The 15,380-nt window shown below is 73.6% G+C and carries 14 protein-coding genes; 8 read left to right on the forward strand and 6 right to left on the reverse strand.

Going from position 1 to position 15,380, the window contains the following annotated elements:
• Window positions 1-57 precede the first annotated feature (57 nt).
• Window positions 58-2,466, reverse strand: a complete 2,409-nt coding sequence (locus AS857_RS08985) for a Tex family protein (RefSeq protein ID WP_245699711.1) — start codon at window positions 2,464-2,466, stop codon at window positions 58-60.
• Window positions 2,467-2,603: 137 nt separating this feature from the next.
• Window positions 2,604-3,479: an SCO6745 family protein gene (locus AS857_RS08990; RefSeq protein WP_058042600.1), complete on the reverse strand. Its 876-nt coding sequence runs from the start codon at window positions 3,477-3,479 to the stop codon at window positions 2,604-2,606.
• 122 nt (window positions 3,480-3,601) lie between these two features.
• Here AS857_RS08990 and AS857_RS08995 point away from each other — a divergent pair, with 122 nt between their 5' ends.
• Window positions 3,602-4,582: a GlxA family transcriptional regulator gene (locus AS857_RS08995; RefSeq protein WP_058042601.1), complete on the forward strand. Its 981-nt coding sequence runs from the start codon at window positions 3,602-3,604 to the stop codon at window positions 4,580-4,582.
• Window positions 4,583-4,632: 50 nt separating this feature from the next.
• Complete coding sequence (locus AS857_RS09000; protein WP_058042602.1) at window positions 4,633-5,283, forward strand: DJ-1/PfpI family protein; 651 nt, start codon at window positions 4,633-4,635, stop codon at window positions 5,281-5,283.
• A 27-nt stretch (window positions 5,284-5,310) separates the two neighbouring features.
• Here the strand turns inward: AS857_RS09000 and AS857_RS09005 are convergent, their stop codons facing one another.
• Window positions 5,311-6,111 carry an enoyl-CoA hydratase/isomerase family protein gene (locus AS857_RS09005; protein ID WP_058042603.1) on the reverse strand — a complete coding sequence of 267 codons (801 nt, stop codon included), beginning with the start codon at window positions 6,109-6,111 and terminating at the stop codon, window positions 5,311-5,313.
• 252 nt (window positions 6,112-6,363) lie between these two features.
• Between AS857_RS09005 and AS857_RS09010 the strand changes: the two genes are divergently transcribed.
• On the forward strand, window positions 6,364-6,861 hold the full coding sequence (locus tag AS857_RS09010; protein WP_058042604.1) for an ATP-binding protein: 498 nt from the start codon (window positions 6,364-6,366) through the stop codon (window positions 6,859-6,861).
• Here the strand turns inward: AS857_RS09010 and idi are convergent.
• From idi to galE, 3 genes are all read right to left on the reverse strand, one after another.
• Window positions 6,836-7,447 (reverse strand): isopentenyl-diphosphate Delta-isomerase, encoded by a 612-nt coding sequence (gene idi / locus AS857_RS09015; protein ID WP_058042605.1) that lies wholly within the window; start codon window positions 7,445-7,447, stop codon window positions 6,836-6,838. The two genes, AS857_RS09010 and idi, sit on opposite strands and share 26 nt — an antisense overlap.
• A 56-nt stretch (window positions 7,448-7,503) precedes the next feature.
• Complete coding sequence (locus tag AS857_RS09020) at window positions 7,504-8,451, reverse strand: cation diffusion facilitator family transporter (RefSeq protein WP_058042606.1); 948 nt, start codon at window positions 8,449-8,451, stop codon at window positions 7,504-7,506.
• 175 nt (window positions 8,452-8,626) lie between these two features.
• A complete protein-coding gene (gene galE / locus AS857_RS09025) occupies window positions 8,627-9,625 on the reverse strand; it encodes a UDP-glucose 4-epimerase GalE (RefSeq protein ID WP_058044015.1) in 999 nt (332 codons plus the stop codon).
• 289 nt (window positions 9,626-9,914) lie between these two features.
• Here galE and AS857_RS09030 point away from each other — a divergent pair, with 289 nt between their 5' ends.
• Genes AS857_RS09030 through AS857_RS09050 form a run of 5 tightly spaced genes read left to right on the forward strand, consistent with a single transcriptional unit; the run spans window position 9,915 to window position 15,309 of the window.
• Window positions 9,915-11,861 (forward strand): DUF5941 domain-containing protein, encoded by a 1,947-nt coding sequence (locus tag AS857_RS09030; RefSeq protein ID WP_079110189.1) that lies wholly within the window; start codon window positions 9,915-9,917, stop codon window positions 11,859-11,861.
• Window positions 11,858-12,595: a phosphocholine cytidylyltransferase family protein gene (locus AS857_RS09035; protein ID WP_058042608.1), complete on the forward strand. Its 738-nt coding sequence runs from the start codon at window positions 11,858-11,860 to the stop codon at window positions 12,593-12,595. Before AS857_RS09030 ends, AS857_RS09035 begins: the two co-directional genes overlap by 4 nt.
• Entirely contained in the window at window positions 12,583-13,644 is a 1,062-nt protein-coding gene (locus AS857_RS09040) for an iron-containing alcohol dehydrogenase family protein (RefSeq protein ID WP_058042609.1), read from the forward strand. Before AS857_RS09035 ends, AS857_RS09040 begins: the two co-directional genes overlap by 13 nt.
• Window positions 13,622-14,407 carry a CDP-alcohol phosphatidyltransferase family protein gene (locus tag AS857_RS09045; RefSeq protein ID WP_079110420.1) on the forward strand — a complete coding sequence of 262 codons (786 nt, stop codon included), beginning with the start codon at window positions 13,622-13,624 and terminating at the stop codon, window positions 14,405-14,407. Before AS857_RS09040 ends, AS857_RS09045 begins: the two co-directional genes overlap by 23 nt.
• Entirely contained in the window at window positions 14,404-15,309 is a 906-nt protein-coding gene (locus tag AS857_RS09050; RefSeq protein ID WP_058042611.1) for a glycosyltransferase family 2 protein, read from the forward strand. The genes AS857_RS09045 and AS857_RS09050 overlap by 4 nt, the downstream gene beginning before the upstream one ends.
• Window positions 15,310-15,380 lie beyond the last annotated feature (71 nt).

Raw genomic sequence — 15,380 nt, forward strand, 5'->3', positions numbered from 1 at the left:
TCCCGCGCGGGGAGGCGCCCTCCCGTACGAGAGGGCGCCCGTTCAGCTCGCGGCCTCCTAGCGCAGGCCCGCCCTGCGCAGGGCCTCCGCCATCGCGTCGTTCACCGGCGGCGCGGGCTCGCGCTCGCGGGAGTTGCCGCGGCGCTGCGCGGGCGCCCCCGCGCCACGGCGGCCGGAGCCCCGCTCGGGGCGCGGCCGCCCACCGCCGCCGGCGGCAGCGCCCCCGCCGGACCCCCCGGACCCGCCGGACGGCGCTCCCGCCTCGTCGTCCAGCCGCAGCGTCAGCGAGATCCGCTTGCGCGGGATGTCGACGTCCATGACCTTGACCCGCACGATGTCGCCGGGCTTGACCACGTCCCGCGGGTCCTTCACGAACGTCCGCGACATGGCCGACACGTGCACCAGGCCGTCCTGGTGGACGCCCACGTCCACGAACGCCCCGAACGCGGCCACGTTGGTGACGACGCCCTCCAGGATCATCCCCGGCTTCAGGTCGCCGATCTTCTCGACGCCCTCCTTGAAGCTCGCCGTCCTGAAGGCGGGCCGCGGGTCGCGGCCGGGCTTCTCCAGCTCGCGCAGGATGTCGGTGACCGTCGGCAGGCCGAAGGTGTCGTCGACGAACTGCTCCGGGCGCAGGGAGCGCAGCACGGAGGTGTTGCCGACGAGGGAGGCGACCTCGCCGCCCGTGCTCTTGACCATCTTCCGCACCACCGGATACGCCTCGGGGTGGACGCTGGAGGCGTCCAGCGGGTCGTCCCCGCCGCGGATGCGCAGGAAGCCCGCGCACTGCTCGTAGGCCTTCGGGCCGAGCCGGGACACGTCCTTCAGCGCCCGGCGGGACCGGAAGGGGCCGTTGGAGTCGCGGTGGGCGACGATGTTCTCGGCGAGGCCGGAGCTGATGCCGGAGACGCGCGCGAGCAGCGGCGCGGACGCGGTGTTCACGTCGACGCCGACGCCGTTGACGCAGTCCTCCACGACGGCGTCGAGCGAGCGCGAGAGCTTCACCTCGGACAGGTCGTGCTGGTACTGGCCGACGCCGATCGACTTGGGGTCGATCTTGACGAGCTCGGCGAGCGGGTCCTGCAGGCGGCGGGCGATCGAGACCGCGCCGCGCAGCGAGACGTCCAGCCCGGGCAGCTCCTGGGAGGCGAACGCGGAGGCGGAGTAGACCGAGGCGCCGGCCTCGGAGACCATCACCTTCGTGAGCTTCAGCTCCGGGTGACGGGTGATCAGGTCGGTCGCCAGCCGGTCCGTCTCGCGGGAGGCGGTGCCGTTGCCGATGGCGACGAGCTCCACGCCGTGCTCCCGGGCGAGCCGGGCCAGCGTGGCGAGCGAGGCGTCCCACTTGTTCTGCGGTACGTGCGGGTAGATGGTCTCGGTGGCCGCGACCTTGCCCGTGGCGTCCACGACGGCGACCTTCACGCCCGTGCGGAAGCCGGGGTCGAGGCCCATCGTGGCGCGCGTGCCGGCCGGGGCGGCGAGCAGCAGGTCGCGCAGGTTCGCTGCGAAGACGCGGACCGCCTCGTCCTCGGCGGCCTGGCGCAGCCGCAGCCGCAGGTCGATCCCGAGGTGGACGAGGACGCGCGTGCGCCAGGCCCACCGCACCGTGTCGCCCAGCCACTTGTCCGCCGGCCGGCCGCGGTCCGCGACGCCGAAGCGCTGCGCGATCATCTGCTCGTACGAGCTCGGGCCCGCGGCCGCCCGGTCCGCCTCGTCCGCCGGCTCGGGCTCCAGCGTGAGGTCGAGGACCTCCTCCTTCTCGCCGCGCAGCATCGCCAGCACGCGGTGCGAGGGCAGCTCGGTGAAGGGCTCGGCGAAGTCGAAGTAGTCGGCGAACTTCGCGCCCGCCTCCTCCTTGCCCTCGCGCACCTTCGCGGCCACGCGCCCGCGCGTCCACATGCGCTCGCGGAGCTCGCCGATGAGGTCGGCGTCCTCGCCGAAGCGCTCGGTGAGGATCGCCCGCGCGCCCTCCAGGGCCGCCGCGGCGTCCGCGACGCCCTTGTCCGCGTCGACGAAGGCGGCGGCCGCGGCGAGCGGCTCGGTGCCCGGGTCCCCGAGCAGCCCCTCCGCCAGCGGCTCCAGCCCGGCCTCCCGGGCGATCTGCGCCTTCGTACGGCGCTTGGGCTTGAAGGGCAGGTAGATGTCCTCCAGCCGGGCCTTGGAGTCGGCGGCGCGGATGCGCGCCTCCAGGGCCTCGTCCAGCTTGCCCTGGGAGCGCACGGACTCCAGGACCGCCGTGCGGCGCTCCTCCAGCTCGCGCAGGTACCGCAGCCGCTCCTCGACGGTGCGCAGCTGCGCATCGTCGAGCATCTCGGTGGCCTCCTTGCGGTAACGGGCGATGAACGGCACGGTCGAGCCGCCGTCGAGCAAGTCGACCGCGGCCTTCACCTGCCGCTCCCGCACGCCGAGCTCCTCGGCGATCCTGCCTTCGATCGACGCCCCGGGCGACGCACCAATTGCCGTCACGATCACGCTCCGCTTTCTCTTCGGGCTGCGGTCTGCATTGTGGCAGGTGCCGCCGACACCGCGGTGCGTGAGCCTCGCGGCGGCGCCGCGGCGGCCGCCCGGGGCCCCGCCGGCGGCGCGGCCCGGGGCGCCGGACGTCAGGCGTTGCCGAGCAGGTCCGCGGGGAACGCGCCCGCGAGCATGGCGGCCTTCGCGTACTCCTTGCCCAGGGCGGTCAGGCGCTCGACGCCCGCCGCTCCCAGGTGCTCGTACGGCGCGGCGTCGAGGCGGTCCGTCTCCGCCTCCAGCTCGTCGCGCAGCGCGCCGCCCGCCTCGGTCAGCTCGCCCTCCGCGTCCAGCAGCCCGCGGGCCCGCAGCCGGTCCCGGCCGGCGGCGAGCTCGTCCTCGGTCCAGCCGCGCGTGGCGACGAGCCACTTGGTGGTCATGCCGCCGCCGGTGGCGGTGTGGCTGACGAGCGCCTCGACCGGGTCGAGACCGGCCCGTACGAGCGCCATGATGTGGCCGTCCCCGCGGTGCTCGCGCAGGAGCGTGGCGGCGTGCCAGAGCGCGAGGTGCGGCGTGCCGGGTACGGGCAGGTCGGCGTGGGCGGAGTACAGCGGGCGGCCGCCGCGGCTGCAGCCCTCGGCGGCGCGCAGGGCGAGCTCCGCGGCCTCGGCCATCTCGGGGGCGGCCACGACGTCCTCGCCGAGCAGCCTGCGGAGCGTCGCGTCGGCCGCGCGCAGCCGTGCGGCGAGGGCCTCCTGCGGGGAGACGACGTCCCAGACGCCCGGGACATGACGGGCGATCATTTCGTACTTGGAGTTGTAGTACGCCGCGGTGACCGTCCCGGCGCCGACGCGGCCGAGCGGGGCCGTGCGCCCGGCGATGTTCGCCGCGGTGTCGCCCTCGACGCCCAGGCCCGCCATCTCCCCCAGGTAGTCGGGGGAGAAGTACACCGTCGCGTGGAGGGCGTTGAGCCACTGGTGACAGCGGCGTCCGGCGAGCTCGGGCAGGGGCCCGTTGAGTGAGGTCATGCCCGCACGTTACCGACTGGTCGGTACGGCGGGAAGTGGTCTGCGGGCACCCGCCGGGGGTGGCAGGAAAGGTGGGGTATTCGTCATTGCGGACAAAACCGCGGGCGACCAGCATGGAGGACATGACGCACCACCGCACGCCCGGCCGCACCGTGCTGATCGTCCTCTTCGACGACGTGCAGAGCCTCGATGTCACCGGCCCCGCCGAGGTGTTCGCCGGCGCGGCGCACTGGACCGGCGACCCCGCGACGTACCGCGTGCGCACCGCGACCCTCGACGGCGGCCCCGTGCGGACCAGCAGCGGCCTGCGCGTCGTGCCCGACCACGCGCTCCACGACGCCCCCGCCCCGCACACCCTCCTGGTGCCCGGCGGCGAGGGCACCCGGGCCCCCGACCCCCGCCTGATCGGCTGGCTGCGCGAGCACGCGCCGCGCGCCGAGCGCGTGGTGTCGGTGTGCACCGGGGCGTTCCTGCTCGCCGCGGCCGGCCTGCTGGAGGGCCGCCGCGCCACGACCCACTGGGCGTTCTGCGCAGCCCTCGCCGCGCGCTTCCCGTCCGTGCGGGTGGAGCCGGACCCCATCTACGTACGCGACGGGAACGTCGTCACCTCGGCGGGCGTCACCGCCGGCATCGACCTCGCGCTCGCCCTCGTCGAGGACGACCTGGGGCGCGAGCCGGCGCTCGCGATCGCCCGCAACCTCGTCGTCTTCCTGCGCCGCCCCGGCAACCAGACCCAGTTCAGCGCCCCGCTCGCCGCGCAGACCGCGCGCCGCCCGCGGCTGCGCGACGTCCAGCACTGGATCGTCGAGAACCCCGCGGCCGACCTGTCCGTCGAGACGCTCGCGGCCCGCGCCGGCCTCTCCCCGCGGCACTTCGCCCGCGCCTTCCAGAGCGAGACCGGCATGACGCCGGGCCGCTACGTCGACCGGGTGCGCCTGGAGGCCGCCCGCCGGCAGCTGGAGGACGCCGCCGACGGCGTCGAGGAGGTCTCGCGCGCCTGCGGCTACGGCACCCCCGAGGCGATGCGCCGCGCCTTCGTCCGCGCCCTCGGCACCTCGCCCGCCGAGTACCGGCGCCGCTTCCGCCCCCTGACCCCCGTCTGACCAGCATCCGACACATCTGACACATCCGACCCACCGGAACGAGGACCACCGTGCAGATCGCCTTCCTGCTCTACCCGGGCTTCACCGCCCTCGACGCCATAGGCCCGTTCGACACCCTCGGCCCGCTCCCCGGCGCCGAGGCCGTGCTCGTCGCCGAGCGCCCGGGGCCCGTGCGCAACGAGAGCGGCAACCTCTCCCTGGTCGCCGAGGCCTCCCTCGCCGAGGTCACGGCCCCCGACATCGTCGTCGTGCCCGGCGCGCCCGACCCGAGCGGCCCGATGGCGCCCGGCCCCGTCCGGGAGTGGCTGCAGGAGGTGGACCGCACCACGACGTGGACGACGTCCGTGTGCTCCGGCTCCCTGATCCTGGCCGCCGCCGGGCTGCTGACGGGCCGTCGTGCCACCTGCCACTGGCTGTACCTGGACAGGCTCGCCGCCTTCGGGGTGGAGGCGACCGGCGAACGCGTCGTCACCGACGGCAAGTACGTCACGGCCGCCGGCGTCTCCTCCGGCATCGACATGGGGCTCACGCTCGCGGGCCGGATCGCCGGCGACCGCGCCGCGCAGTCCATCCAGCTGCTCATCGAGTACGACCCCCAGCCGCCCTACGACGCGGGCTCGCCGGAGAAGGCCCCGGCCGACCTCGTCGCCGAGTGGCGGAACGTGGACCTGGCGGAGTTCGCCGGGAAGAACGGCGGCTGAACGAGCGGGGGCCGGGCGGCCGGCGGCCTAGCGGCCGGAGACGGGAAGGCCGGTGCGGGGGTCCGGCCGCCCGTCCCCGGCCGCGGCCCAGGCGAACCGCGGCCGCCTGCGCTCCAGGAAGGCGGCGACGCCCTCCGCGGTGTCGCCGCTGCCGCGCTCCTGCTCCGCCCAGTGCGCGAGCCGCTCCGGGGTCGCGGGGCCCGCGGCGAACTCCTTCGCCGCGGCCTGCGTCAGCAGCGAGCGCGAGGCCAGCACCTGTGCGAACTCCGCCACCCGCTTCTCCAGCGCCTCCGGCGGCCACACCTCGTCCACCAGGCCCGTCCGCAGTGCCCGCGCGGCATCGATCAACTCGCCGGAGAAGAGGAGGTACTTGGCCGCCGAGGGGCCGGTCAGCTCCACCAGCCGCCGCGTGGAGGAGGCCCCGTAGACGATCCCCAGCTTCGCCGGGGTCACCCCGAAGGACGCGTCCTCGGCGGCGAACCGCAGGTCGCACGCGGCCGCCAGCTGGCAGCCGCCGCCCACGCAATGGCCTTGCACGGCCGCGAGCGTGGGCTTGGGGAAGGCCGCCAGCGCCTCCTCGGCCGCGATCGCGAGGTCCCGCGAGCGCTCGGCGCCCTCGGTCAGGGTGGAGATGTCGGCGCCCGCGCAGAACGTGCCGCCCTCGCCGGTGAGCACCAGCACCCGCACGTCCGGGTCGCCGGCGCACCGCGCCAGCAGTTCCGGCAGGGACCGCCACATGTCCGTGGTCATGGCGTTGCGCTTGGCGGGGTTGGCGATGCGGACCGTCGCGACGCCGTCGGCGACGTCCAGGTGAAGTGCGGGTTCCATGCGCCGGATGCTATCCGGGCCCGCCGGAGGCGCCGGCGGGTTCCCCGGGCGCCGGGGTGGAACGAAACGCTCCGGATCGTTCATGGAGCGTGGAACAGGGCGGCCAGGATCAGTCGCGTCAGTGACCGTGGCATACGCACACGATCAAACTCCGTCGATAGCCGCTGATTTGTGGTCACCCCGCCGGTACGGACCCTCATCTTCCCAACACTCGTGGTTGCGGTCGACCATGGTGAGGGGTTGGTATCGGACATGGAAATCCTCGGGAGCGTCCCGCCCGATCCGGGGCAGGCCCCACCCCGGCGCCCGGTCGAGTTCGACGGAGCCTGGCGGTTCACCGCTCCCGCGCTGCACTCCTCAGTCCCCCGTGCGCGGCACGCCGTGCGCGACCTCCTCCGGCACCAGCGCGTGCCGCTCTGCGAGGATCTGCTGCAGGGGCTGCTGCTGATCGTCTCGGAGCTGGTCACCAACGCCGTCCAGCACGCCGCACTGCTCTCGCCCGAGGTGGCCGTGGAGGTCTCCATCGGGCGGCACTGGATCCGGGTGGCCGTCGAGGACGACCACCCCTACCGGCCCAAGCCCCTGGAGGCGGACGACGAGCGCATCGGCGGCCGCGGACTGCTGCTGGTCAAGACCATCTCCGACGAAGCCGGCGGCATGTGCGACGTCGAGCACACCGCGAGCGGCGGCAAGGTGGTCTGGGCCGCCCTGCCGCTCCCCGCGCCTACCAGCCCGCCGCGTCCCCGGTGATCTCGCGCACCACGGGGCGCGCCGCATCCAGCACCGTCATGAACCACGCCGAGAAGGGCAGGCGCGCCCGCAGCGCGTCCAGCTCGGCCGGGGTCACGAACGCGGTCTCCGCGATCTCCTCCGGGGCCGGGCGCGGCTCGGCCCGCACGATTCCCACGAAGAGGTGGTTGTACTCCTGCTCGACCAGGCCCGAGGCCGGGTCGGGGTGGTTGTAGCGCACGGTTCCGGCCTCGCGCAGCAGCGCGGGCGCGATCCCCAGCTCCTCGCCCGTGCGACGGGCCGCCGCCACGAACGGGGGCTCACCGGGATACGGGTGACCGCAGCACGTGTTCGACCACACACCGGGGGAGTGGTACTTCTCCAGCGCCCGCCGCTGCAGCAGCAGCCGGCCCTCGTCGTCGAAGAGGAAGACCGAGAAGGCCCGGTGCAGTCTGCCGGGGGCGATGTGGGCGGAGAGCTTCTCCGCCGTGCCGATGGTTCTGCCGTCCTCGTCGACCAGCTCCAGCATGATCGGTTCGGCTGACTCCTCCTGGGAGGGGGCCGCAGCGGTGTCGGCGGAGAGGCCATTGGCTGGTGTGATCGGCATTGACCATCCTCGTTGTCGGTCTTCGACCCTCAAGTCTGCCGTACCCGGCAGGGGCGTCAATGACAGAGCTTCGCCTCGTGCTCCGCATGGCCGCTGGGCTCCAGCTGGAAGGTGCAGTGCTCCACGTCGAAGTGCTCGCCGAGGCAGCCCTGCAGGTCGTGCAGCATTTTCTCGTGCCCGGTGGAGTCCAGGGCCAGGTGATCGACCACGACGTGGGCGGAGAGCACCGGCATTCCGGATGTGATCGTCCACACATGGAGGTCGTGCAGGTCCTGCACCCCGGGCAGCGCCATGATGTGTGACCGGATCTCGTCCATGTCGACGTTCCGGGGAGCCGCCTCCAGCAGGACGTCCAGCGCCTCCCGCAGCAGCTTGACCGTGCGCGGCACGATCATCACCGCGATCAGCAGCGAGGCGATCGGGTCCGCCTGCGTCCAGCCCGTGGCCATGATCACCAGCGCCGAGAGCACCACGGCGAGCGAACCCAGCGCGTCCGAGAGCACCTCCAGGAACGCCCCGCGCACATTGAGGCTCTCCTTCTGCCCCCGCATCAGCAGCGCCAGCGAGATCCCGTTGGCGACCACGCCCACGAGACCGAAGACGACCGTCTGCCCGCCCGGCACCTCCGTCGGGTTCGCCAGCCGCTCGATCGCCTCGAAGAGGATGAAGCCGCCCACGCCGAGCAGCAGCAGGCAGTTCAGCAGCGCCGCGAGGATCTCGGCCCGGGCGTAGCCGTAGGTGCGCCGGCTCGACGCCGGGCGGTTGGCGAAGTGGATCGCCAGCAGTGCCATCGAGACGCCCACCGCATCCGTCGCCATGTGACCCGCCTCGGCGAACAGCGCCAGCGAACCGGTCAGCGCGCTGCCGACGACGTAGGCCAGCAGCACGGTGAGCGTGATGCCCAGGGCGATCCTGAGCCGCCCCTTGTAGGCCGCGGCCGCCGTGCCGGTCGTGCCCGGCGGGGGTCCTCCGTGCGAGTGACCGTGATCGTGTCCTGCGCCCATGAATGCCGCCTTAAGAAACGGGTGCCCGCCCGGCCGGCTCCTGCCGTCCGGGCACCCAGTGAACTACGGGCGGGGGGTATCGGGCAACGCGGCACTGAACACCGTTGTCATGTGCTCTGACCTGCGACGATGCCCACCTCGCCGACCTGCGGCGATCACCCTTGGGCGGCCCGCGTCAGCCGCGCGGAAGAGCCTGCCGGGCCTCCGGGTGGTGCAGGCACCAGCCCTCCCACGCGGAAGCGACCATGCTGCGCACGTCGTGCGCGGGGCTCCAGCCGAGCTCCTTCGCGATCAGCTCGTTCGACGCCACGACACGCGCCGGATCACCCGGACGGCGCGGCTCCAGCAGGGGCGCCGGCTCCGTGCGGCCGGTCACCTCGGCGATCAGGTCGGCCATCTCCCGCACCGAGACGCCCTGCCCCGTGCCCACGTTCAGCGTCAGGTCGCCCGGCTCCGTCCGCTCGGCCAGCCGGCGGGCGGCAGCCAGGTGCGCGGTGGCCAGGTCCTCGATGTGGATGTAGTCGCGCACGCAGGTGCCGTCCGGCGTGGCGTAGTCGTCACCGAAGATGCGCGGGGCCTCGCCCCGGGTGAGCCGGTCGAACATCATCGGGATGATGTTGAAGATCCCGGTGTCCGCGAGCTCCGGCACCGCGGCGCCCGCCACGTTGAAGTAGCGCAGGCACGCCGTGGACAGGCCGTGCGCCTTGCCGGTGGCCCGCACCAGCCACTCGCCGGCCAGCTTGGTCTCGCCGTACGGGTTGATCGGCGCGCACGGCGTGTCCTCCGTGACGAGGTCCACATCCGGCATGCCGTAGACGGCCGCGGAGGAGGAGTACACGAAGCTGTGCACCCCGGCGGCGACCGCCGCCTCCAGCAGCACGGTCAGCCCGTGCAGGTTCTCCCGGTAGTAGAGGAGCGGCTTCTCCACCGACTCCCCGACCTGCTTCTTCGCCGCCAGGTGCACCACGCCCGTCACGCCCAGCTCCGCGAACGTACGGTCGAGCAGCTCGCGGTCCAGCACCGAGCCCCGCACCAGCACGCAGTCCGCGGGCAGCCGCTCGGCCACGCCCGCGGACAGGTCGTCCAGCACGGCGACCCGCTCGCCGGCCTGCGTCATCGCCCGGGCGACGTGCGACCCGATGTATCCGGCACCGCCTGTGATCAGCCATGTCATGACCGGCACCCTAGTGCAGGCCGGGCGGCCGTCCGGTTTCGTTCACCCGACCCCCGCACCCGCCGTGCGGTCCCTCACGCTCCGGTCCGGAACCACGCGTGCCGCCCGCTCGTCCTGACTGTGGCGGGCCCCCTGTCGTCGGCGGGGTGCACGTGCGGTGAACGGGGCCTTCCGGTGATCCGATAGCCTCTGCCGACGTGCCGCCCCCGCCGGGGTCGCCGGCACGACTGCCGCCCGCCGCGTCCCGCGGCCCCGGGGCGGCCATGTCAGCCGCAAGGAGTGAGTTCGTCTGTCGACCGCCATCCTCACCGGTACGCCGCCCGCCGGCTCCTTCCTTGAGGAGGACCTGCGGTCCCTCGGCTTCGACGTCCGCGTGACGGAGGACGCCGCAGGGGCGCTGGCCGCCGTCCCGGCCACCGAGCGCGTCGCTCTGGTGGACCCCGGCTTCGTGGGTCACGTGCACGCCCTGCGGCTGGCCCTGACCGACCCCCGCTTCCCGGCCGCCGCGGTCGAGGGCGCACTCACCGCCCAGCCGGGCGCGCGTGCGTCACTGACGCACGCGCTCAGGGCGATCACGGGCACCGGCCCGGCCGGCCAGGGACCCGCTTCCCCCGCCGCGGCGGGGGAGCCCACCGACTCGGCCGAGCCCGGGCGCCGCCCGTCCGGGGCGGACGGGCCGGCCTCCGCGCGAGCGGGAGAGCCTGCCGGTTCCGCGCTTTCCGGCGCCGGTCGGGCCCCGGCCGTCGGGAGCCTGCCCGGCATCGTCGCCGCCCGGCTGGAAGCCGACGGCGTGCCCGTGCACCGGCCCGAGCTCGGCGTGCTCGTCGCGGCCGTGCCGGACGGGGACGACGCGCGGGCGAAGACCCTCGCCGAGGTCGGGGCCGTCGACGACGAGGCCGTGCGCCTGCGCAACGCCGTGAAGTCCCGCGACGGGTTCTTCACCACCTTCTGCATCAGCCCGTACTCGCGCTACCTCGCGCGCTGGTGCGCCCGCCGGGGCCTCACCCCCAACCAGGTCACCACCGCGTCCCTGCTGACCGCGCTGATCGCGGCCGGCTGCGCGGCGACCGGCACCCGCGGCGGCTTCGTCGCCGCCGGCGCGCTGCTGCTCTTCTCGTTCGTCCTCGACTGCACCGACGGCCAGCTCGCCCGCTACTCCCTGCAGTACTCCACGCTCGGCGCCTGGCTCGACGCGACCTTCGACCGCGCCAAGGAGTACGCCTTCTACGCGGGCCTGGCCCTCGGAGCGTCCCGCGGCGGCGGCCACGACGACGTGTGGGCGCTCGCGCTCGGCGCGATGGTCCTCATGACCTGCCGGCACGTCGTCGACTTCGCCTTCAACGAGGCGAACCACGACGCCACGGCCAACACGAGCCCGACGGCCGCCCTCTCCGGGCGCCTCGACAGCGTCGGCTGGACGGTCTGGGTCCGCCGCATGATCGTGCTGCCCATCGGCGAGCGCTGGGCGCTGATCGCGGTCCTCACCGCGCTCACCACGCCCCGCACCGTCTTCTACGTGCTGCTGATCGGCTGCGCCTTCGCCGCCTGCTACACCACCGCGGGCCGCGTCCTGCGCTCCCTGACCCGCAAGGCGAAGCGGACCGACCGCGCCGCACAGGCGCTGGCGGACCTCGCCGACTCCGGCCCGATCGCCGAGGCCGCGGCGGGCAGCCTCGGCCGCACGGTGCCCGGCCGCGCCTACAGCGCACCCTTCTGGGCCGTCCTCGCCGCCGCCAGCCTGCTCCTCGGCCCGCTGGTCACCGGCAGCGGCGGGACCTGGCGGGCCGTCCTGCAGGCCGCGGTCTACGCGATCCTCGCCGGCGTCGCCGTCGCCCAGCCCCTCAAGGGCCCCCTCGACTGGCTGGTCCCGCCGATCTTCCGCGGTGCGGAGTACGGCATCATCCTGGGGCTGGCCGCGCAGTCGGGCGCCCCGGGGGCCCTTCCTGCAGCTTTCGGCCTGGTGGCCGCGGTCGCCTACCATCACTACGACACGGTGTACCGCATCCGCGGCGGCACCGGCGCGCCCCCGCACCTGCTGGTGCGGGCGATCGGCGGACACGAGGGTCGCGTCCTGGCGGTCACCATCGCGGCCGCCCTGTGGCACGGCCGAGGTTTCACCATCGCGCTGACGGTCCTCGCGGCCGCCATCGCCCTCGTGGTGCTCAGCGAGAGCATCCGCTTCTGGGTGTCCTCCGGGGCACCCGCAGTACACGACGAAACAGGAGAACCCGCATGATCGGCCTCGTGCTGGCCGCCGGCGCCGGACGGCGTCTGCGTCCCTACACCGACACTCTGCCCAAGGCCCTGGTGCCGGTGGACGGTGACACCACCATCCTCGACCTCACCCTGGCCAACTTCGCCGAGATCGGTCTGACCGAGGTCGCGATCATCGTGGGCTACCGCAAGGAGGCCGTGTACGCCCGCAAGGAGGCCCTGGAGGCCAAGTACGGCCTGAGCCTCACCCTGATCGACAACGACAAGGCCGAGGAGTGGAACAACGCCTACTCCCTGTGGTGCGGCCGGGACGCCCTCAAGGACGGCGTGATCCTCGCCAACGGTGACACCGTGCACCCGGTCTCCGTCGAGAAGACCCTGCTCGCCGCCCGCGGCAACGGCCAGAAGATCATCCTCGCCCTCGACACGGTGAAGCAGCTCGCCGACGAGGAGATGAAGGTCGTCGTGGACCCCGACAAGGGCGTCCAGAAGATCACCAAGCTGATGGACCCGGCCGAGGCCACCGGCGAGTACATCGGCGTCACCCTGATCGAGGGCGAGGCCGCCGCCGACCTGGCCGACGCCCTCAAGGTCACCTTCGAGCGCGACCCCGACCTCTACTACGAGGACGGCTACCAGGAGCTCGTCAACCGCGGCTTCAAGATCGACGTGGCGCCCATCGGCGATGTCCAGTGGGTCGAGATCGACAACCACGACGACCTCGCCAAGGGCCGGGGGATCGCGTGCCAGTACTGACGAGGCTCATCCCCTCGCCGGTCGTCGTCGACATCCGGGCCGGAGCCCTCAACGATCTGGCGAGCGTCCTCGCCGATCAGCGGATCTCCAGCTCCGGCAAGCTGGCCGTCGCCATCAGCGGCGGCTCCGGGGCGGTGCTGCGCGAGCGGCTCGCCCCGGCGCTGCCCGGCGCCTCGTGGTACGAGGTGGGCGGCGGCACGCTGGACGACGCCATCAAGCTGGCCGACGCGATGAAGTCCGGCCACTACGACGCCGTGGTGGGCCTCGGCGGCGGCAAGATCATCGACTGTGCGAAGTACGCCGCCGCGCGCATCGGCCTGCCCCTGGTGGCCGTCGCGACCAACCTCTCGCACGACGGCCTGTGCTCGCCGGTCGCGACGCTGGACAACGACGCGGGCCGCGGCTCGTACGGCGTGCCCAACCCCATCGCCGTGGTCATCGACCTCGACGTCATCCGTGAGGCCCCGGTCCGCTTCGTGCGCTCCGGCATCGGCGACGCGATCTCCAACATCTCCGCTGTGGCGGACTGGGAGCTCGCCGCCCGCGAGCGCGGCGAGGACATCGACGGCCTGGCCGCCGCCATGGCCCGGCAGGCCGGCGAGGCCGTGCTGCGCCACCCCGGCGGCGTCGGCGACGACGGCTTCCTGCAGGTGCTCGCCGAGGGCCTGGTGCTCACCGGCATCGCCATGTCGGTGGCCGGCGACAGCCGCCCCGCCTCCGGCGCCTGCCACGAGATCAACCACGCCTTCGACCTGCTCTTCCCCAAGCGGGCGGCCAGCCACGGCGAGCAGTGCGGCCTCGGCGCGGCCTTCGCGATGCACCTGCGCGGTGCCCGCGAGGAGTCCGCGCTGATGGTCGAGGTGCTGCGCCGGCACGGCCTGCCCGTGCTGCCGCAGGAGATCGGCTTCAGCGCCGAGGAGTTCGTCACGGCCGTGGAGTACGCGCCGCAGACCCGCCCCGGCCGCTACACGATCCTGGAGCACCTCGCGCTCTCCACCGACCAGATCAGGGACGCTTACGCCGACTATGCCAAAACCGTCACTAGCTGAACTCCGCCCGGTCGTCCACCCCGGCGGGCTGAAGGACCGGCGCAGCGGCGAGCACTGGGCCGGGCGCCTGTACATGCGCGAGATCTCCCTGCGCTGCACCCGGGTCCTGCTGAACACCAGGCTCACGCCCAACCAGTACACGGGCCTGATGATCCTGGCCGGCATCGCGGCGGGCGCGGCCCTGGTGATCCCGGGCCTCACCGGGGCGATCCTCGGTGCGCTGCTCATCCAGCTGTACCTGCTGCTGGACTGCGTGGACGGCGAGCTCGCGCGCTGGCGCAAGGTCACCTCCACGACCGGCGTCTACCTCGACCGGGTGGGCCACTACCTCTCCGAGGCGGCCCTCCTGGTCGGCTTCGGCATCCGTGCGGCGGACGTCCTGCACGAGGACGGCGCGGCCACGCAGTGGCAGTGGGCGTTCCTGGGCACGCTGGCCGCGCTCGGCGCCATCCTGATCAAGGCGGAGACGGACCTGGTCGACGTGGCCCGTGCCCGCAGCGGCATGGCGGCCGCCGAGGACTCCGCGGCCACGCCGCGCTCCTCGGGCATGGCCCTGGCCCGCAGGGCCGCGGCCGCGCTGAAGTTCCACCGGCTGGTCGGCGGCGTCGAGGCGTCGCTGGTGATCCTGGTGGCCGGCATCGCGGACTTCGTCCACGGAGACCTGCTGTTCACCCGTGTCGCGGTGGTCCTGCTCGCCGCCGTCGCGGTGCTGCAGACTGTGCTGCACCTCGTGTCCATCCTCGCGTCGAGCAGGCTCCGATGAACGCTTCCTCCGCCCCTTCGGCCAAGGTCGGCGCGGTTGTCCTCACCATGGGCAACCGCCCCGCGGAGCTGCGCGCCCTGCTGGAGTCGGTCGCCAAGCAGGACGGCGACCCGATCGAGGTCGTCGTCGTCGGCAACGGCTCCCCGCTGCCGCCGATCGCCGTCCCCGGCCTGGCCGTGCGCACCGTCGAGCTGTCGGAGAACGTCGGCATCCCGGCCGGGCGCAACGTGGGCATCGAGGCGTTCGGGCCCGCCGGGCGCGAGGTCGACGTCATGCTGTTCCTGGACGACGACGGCCTGCTGCCCGGCCAGGACACCGCCGAGCTGTGCCGGCAGGCGTTCGCCGCCGATCCCAAGCTCGGCATCATCAGCTTCCGGATCGCCGATCCCGACACGGGCGTCACCCAGCGCCGCCACGTGCCGCGGCTGCGCGCCTCCGACCCGATGCGCTCCTCGCGGGTGACCACCTTCCTCGGCGGCGCCAACGCGGTCCGCACCCGGGTCTTCGCCGAGGTCGGCGGGCTGCCGGACGAGTTCTTCTACGCGCACGAGGAGACCGACCTCGCCTGGCGGGCCCTCGACGCGGGCTGGATGATCGACTACCGCTCGGACATGGTGCTGCACCACCCGACGACGGCGCCGAGCCGCCACGCGGTCTACCACCGCATGGTCGCCCGCAACCGCGTCTGGCTCGCCCGGCGCAACCTCCCCGCCCCGCTGGTCCCGGTCTACCTCGGGGTGTGGCTGCTGCTCACCCTGGCCCGGCGGCCGTCCCTGCCCGCGCTGCGGGCCTGGTTCGGGGGCTTCAAGGAGGGCTGGACGACTCCCTGTGGTCCACGGCGCCCCATGAAGTGGCGTACCGTGTGGCGCCTGACCCGGCTGGGTCGGCCTCCCGTGATCTGACAAGCTCTTGTCTATGAGCATCGGGCGCGGACCGGGGCGAGCCCCCGGCAGCGCACCTTGAGGACGAAAGT

Source organism: Streptomyces roseifaciens, from assembly GCF_001445655.1.
GTDB classification, from domain to species: domain Bacteria; phylum Actinomycetota; class Actinomycetes; order Streptomycetales; family Streptomycetaceae; genus Streptomyces; species Streptomyces aureoversilis.

Excerpts from the sequence above, each read along its gene's own strand:
- AS857_RS09045 (WP_079110420.1), top strand. The coding sequence starts at position 13,622 with ATGCCAAAACCGTCACTAGCTGAACTCCGCCCGGTCGTCCACCCCGGC.
- AS857_RS08995 (WP_058042601.1), top strand. The coding sequence starts at position 3,602 with ATGACGCACCACCGCACGCCCGGCCGCACCGTGCTGATCGTCCTCTTC.
- galE (WP_058044015.1), bottom strand. The coding sequence starts at position 9,625 with ATGACATGGCTGATCACAGGCGGTGCCGGATACATCGGGTCGCACGTC.
- AS857_RS09010 (WP_058042604.1), top strand. The coding sequence starts at position 6,364 with ATGGAAATCCTCGGGAGCGTCCCGCCCGATCCGGGGCAGGCCCCACCC.
- AS857_RS09050 (WP_058042611.1), top strand. The coding sequence starts at position 14,404 with ATGAACGCTTCCTCCGCCCCTTCGGCCAAGGTCGGCGCGGTTGTCCTC.
- idi (WP_058042605.1), bottom strand. The coding sequence starts at position 7,447 with ATGCCGATCACACCAGCCAATGGCCTCTCCGCCGACACCGCTGCGGCC.
- AS857_RS09020 (WP_058042606.1), bottom strand. The coding sequence starts at position 8,451 with ATGGGCGCAGGACACGATCACGGTCACTCGCACGGAGGACCCCCGCCG.
- AS857_RS09035 (WP_058042608.1), top strand. The coding sequence starts at position 11,858 with ATGATCGGCCTCGTGCTGGCCGCCGGCGCCGGACGGCGTCTGCGTCCC.
- AS857_RS08990 (WP_058042600.1), bottom strand. The coding sequence starts at position 3,479 with ATGACCTCACTCAACGGGCCCCTGCCCGAGCTCGCCGGACGCCGCTGT.
- AS857_RS09005 (WP_058042603.1), bottom strand. The coding sequence starts at position 6,111 with ATGGAACCCGCACTTCACCTGGACGTCGCCGACGGCGTCGCGACGGTC.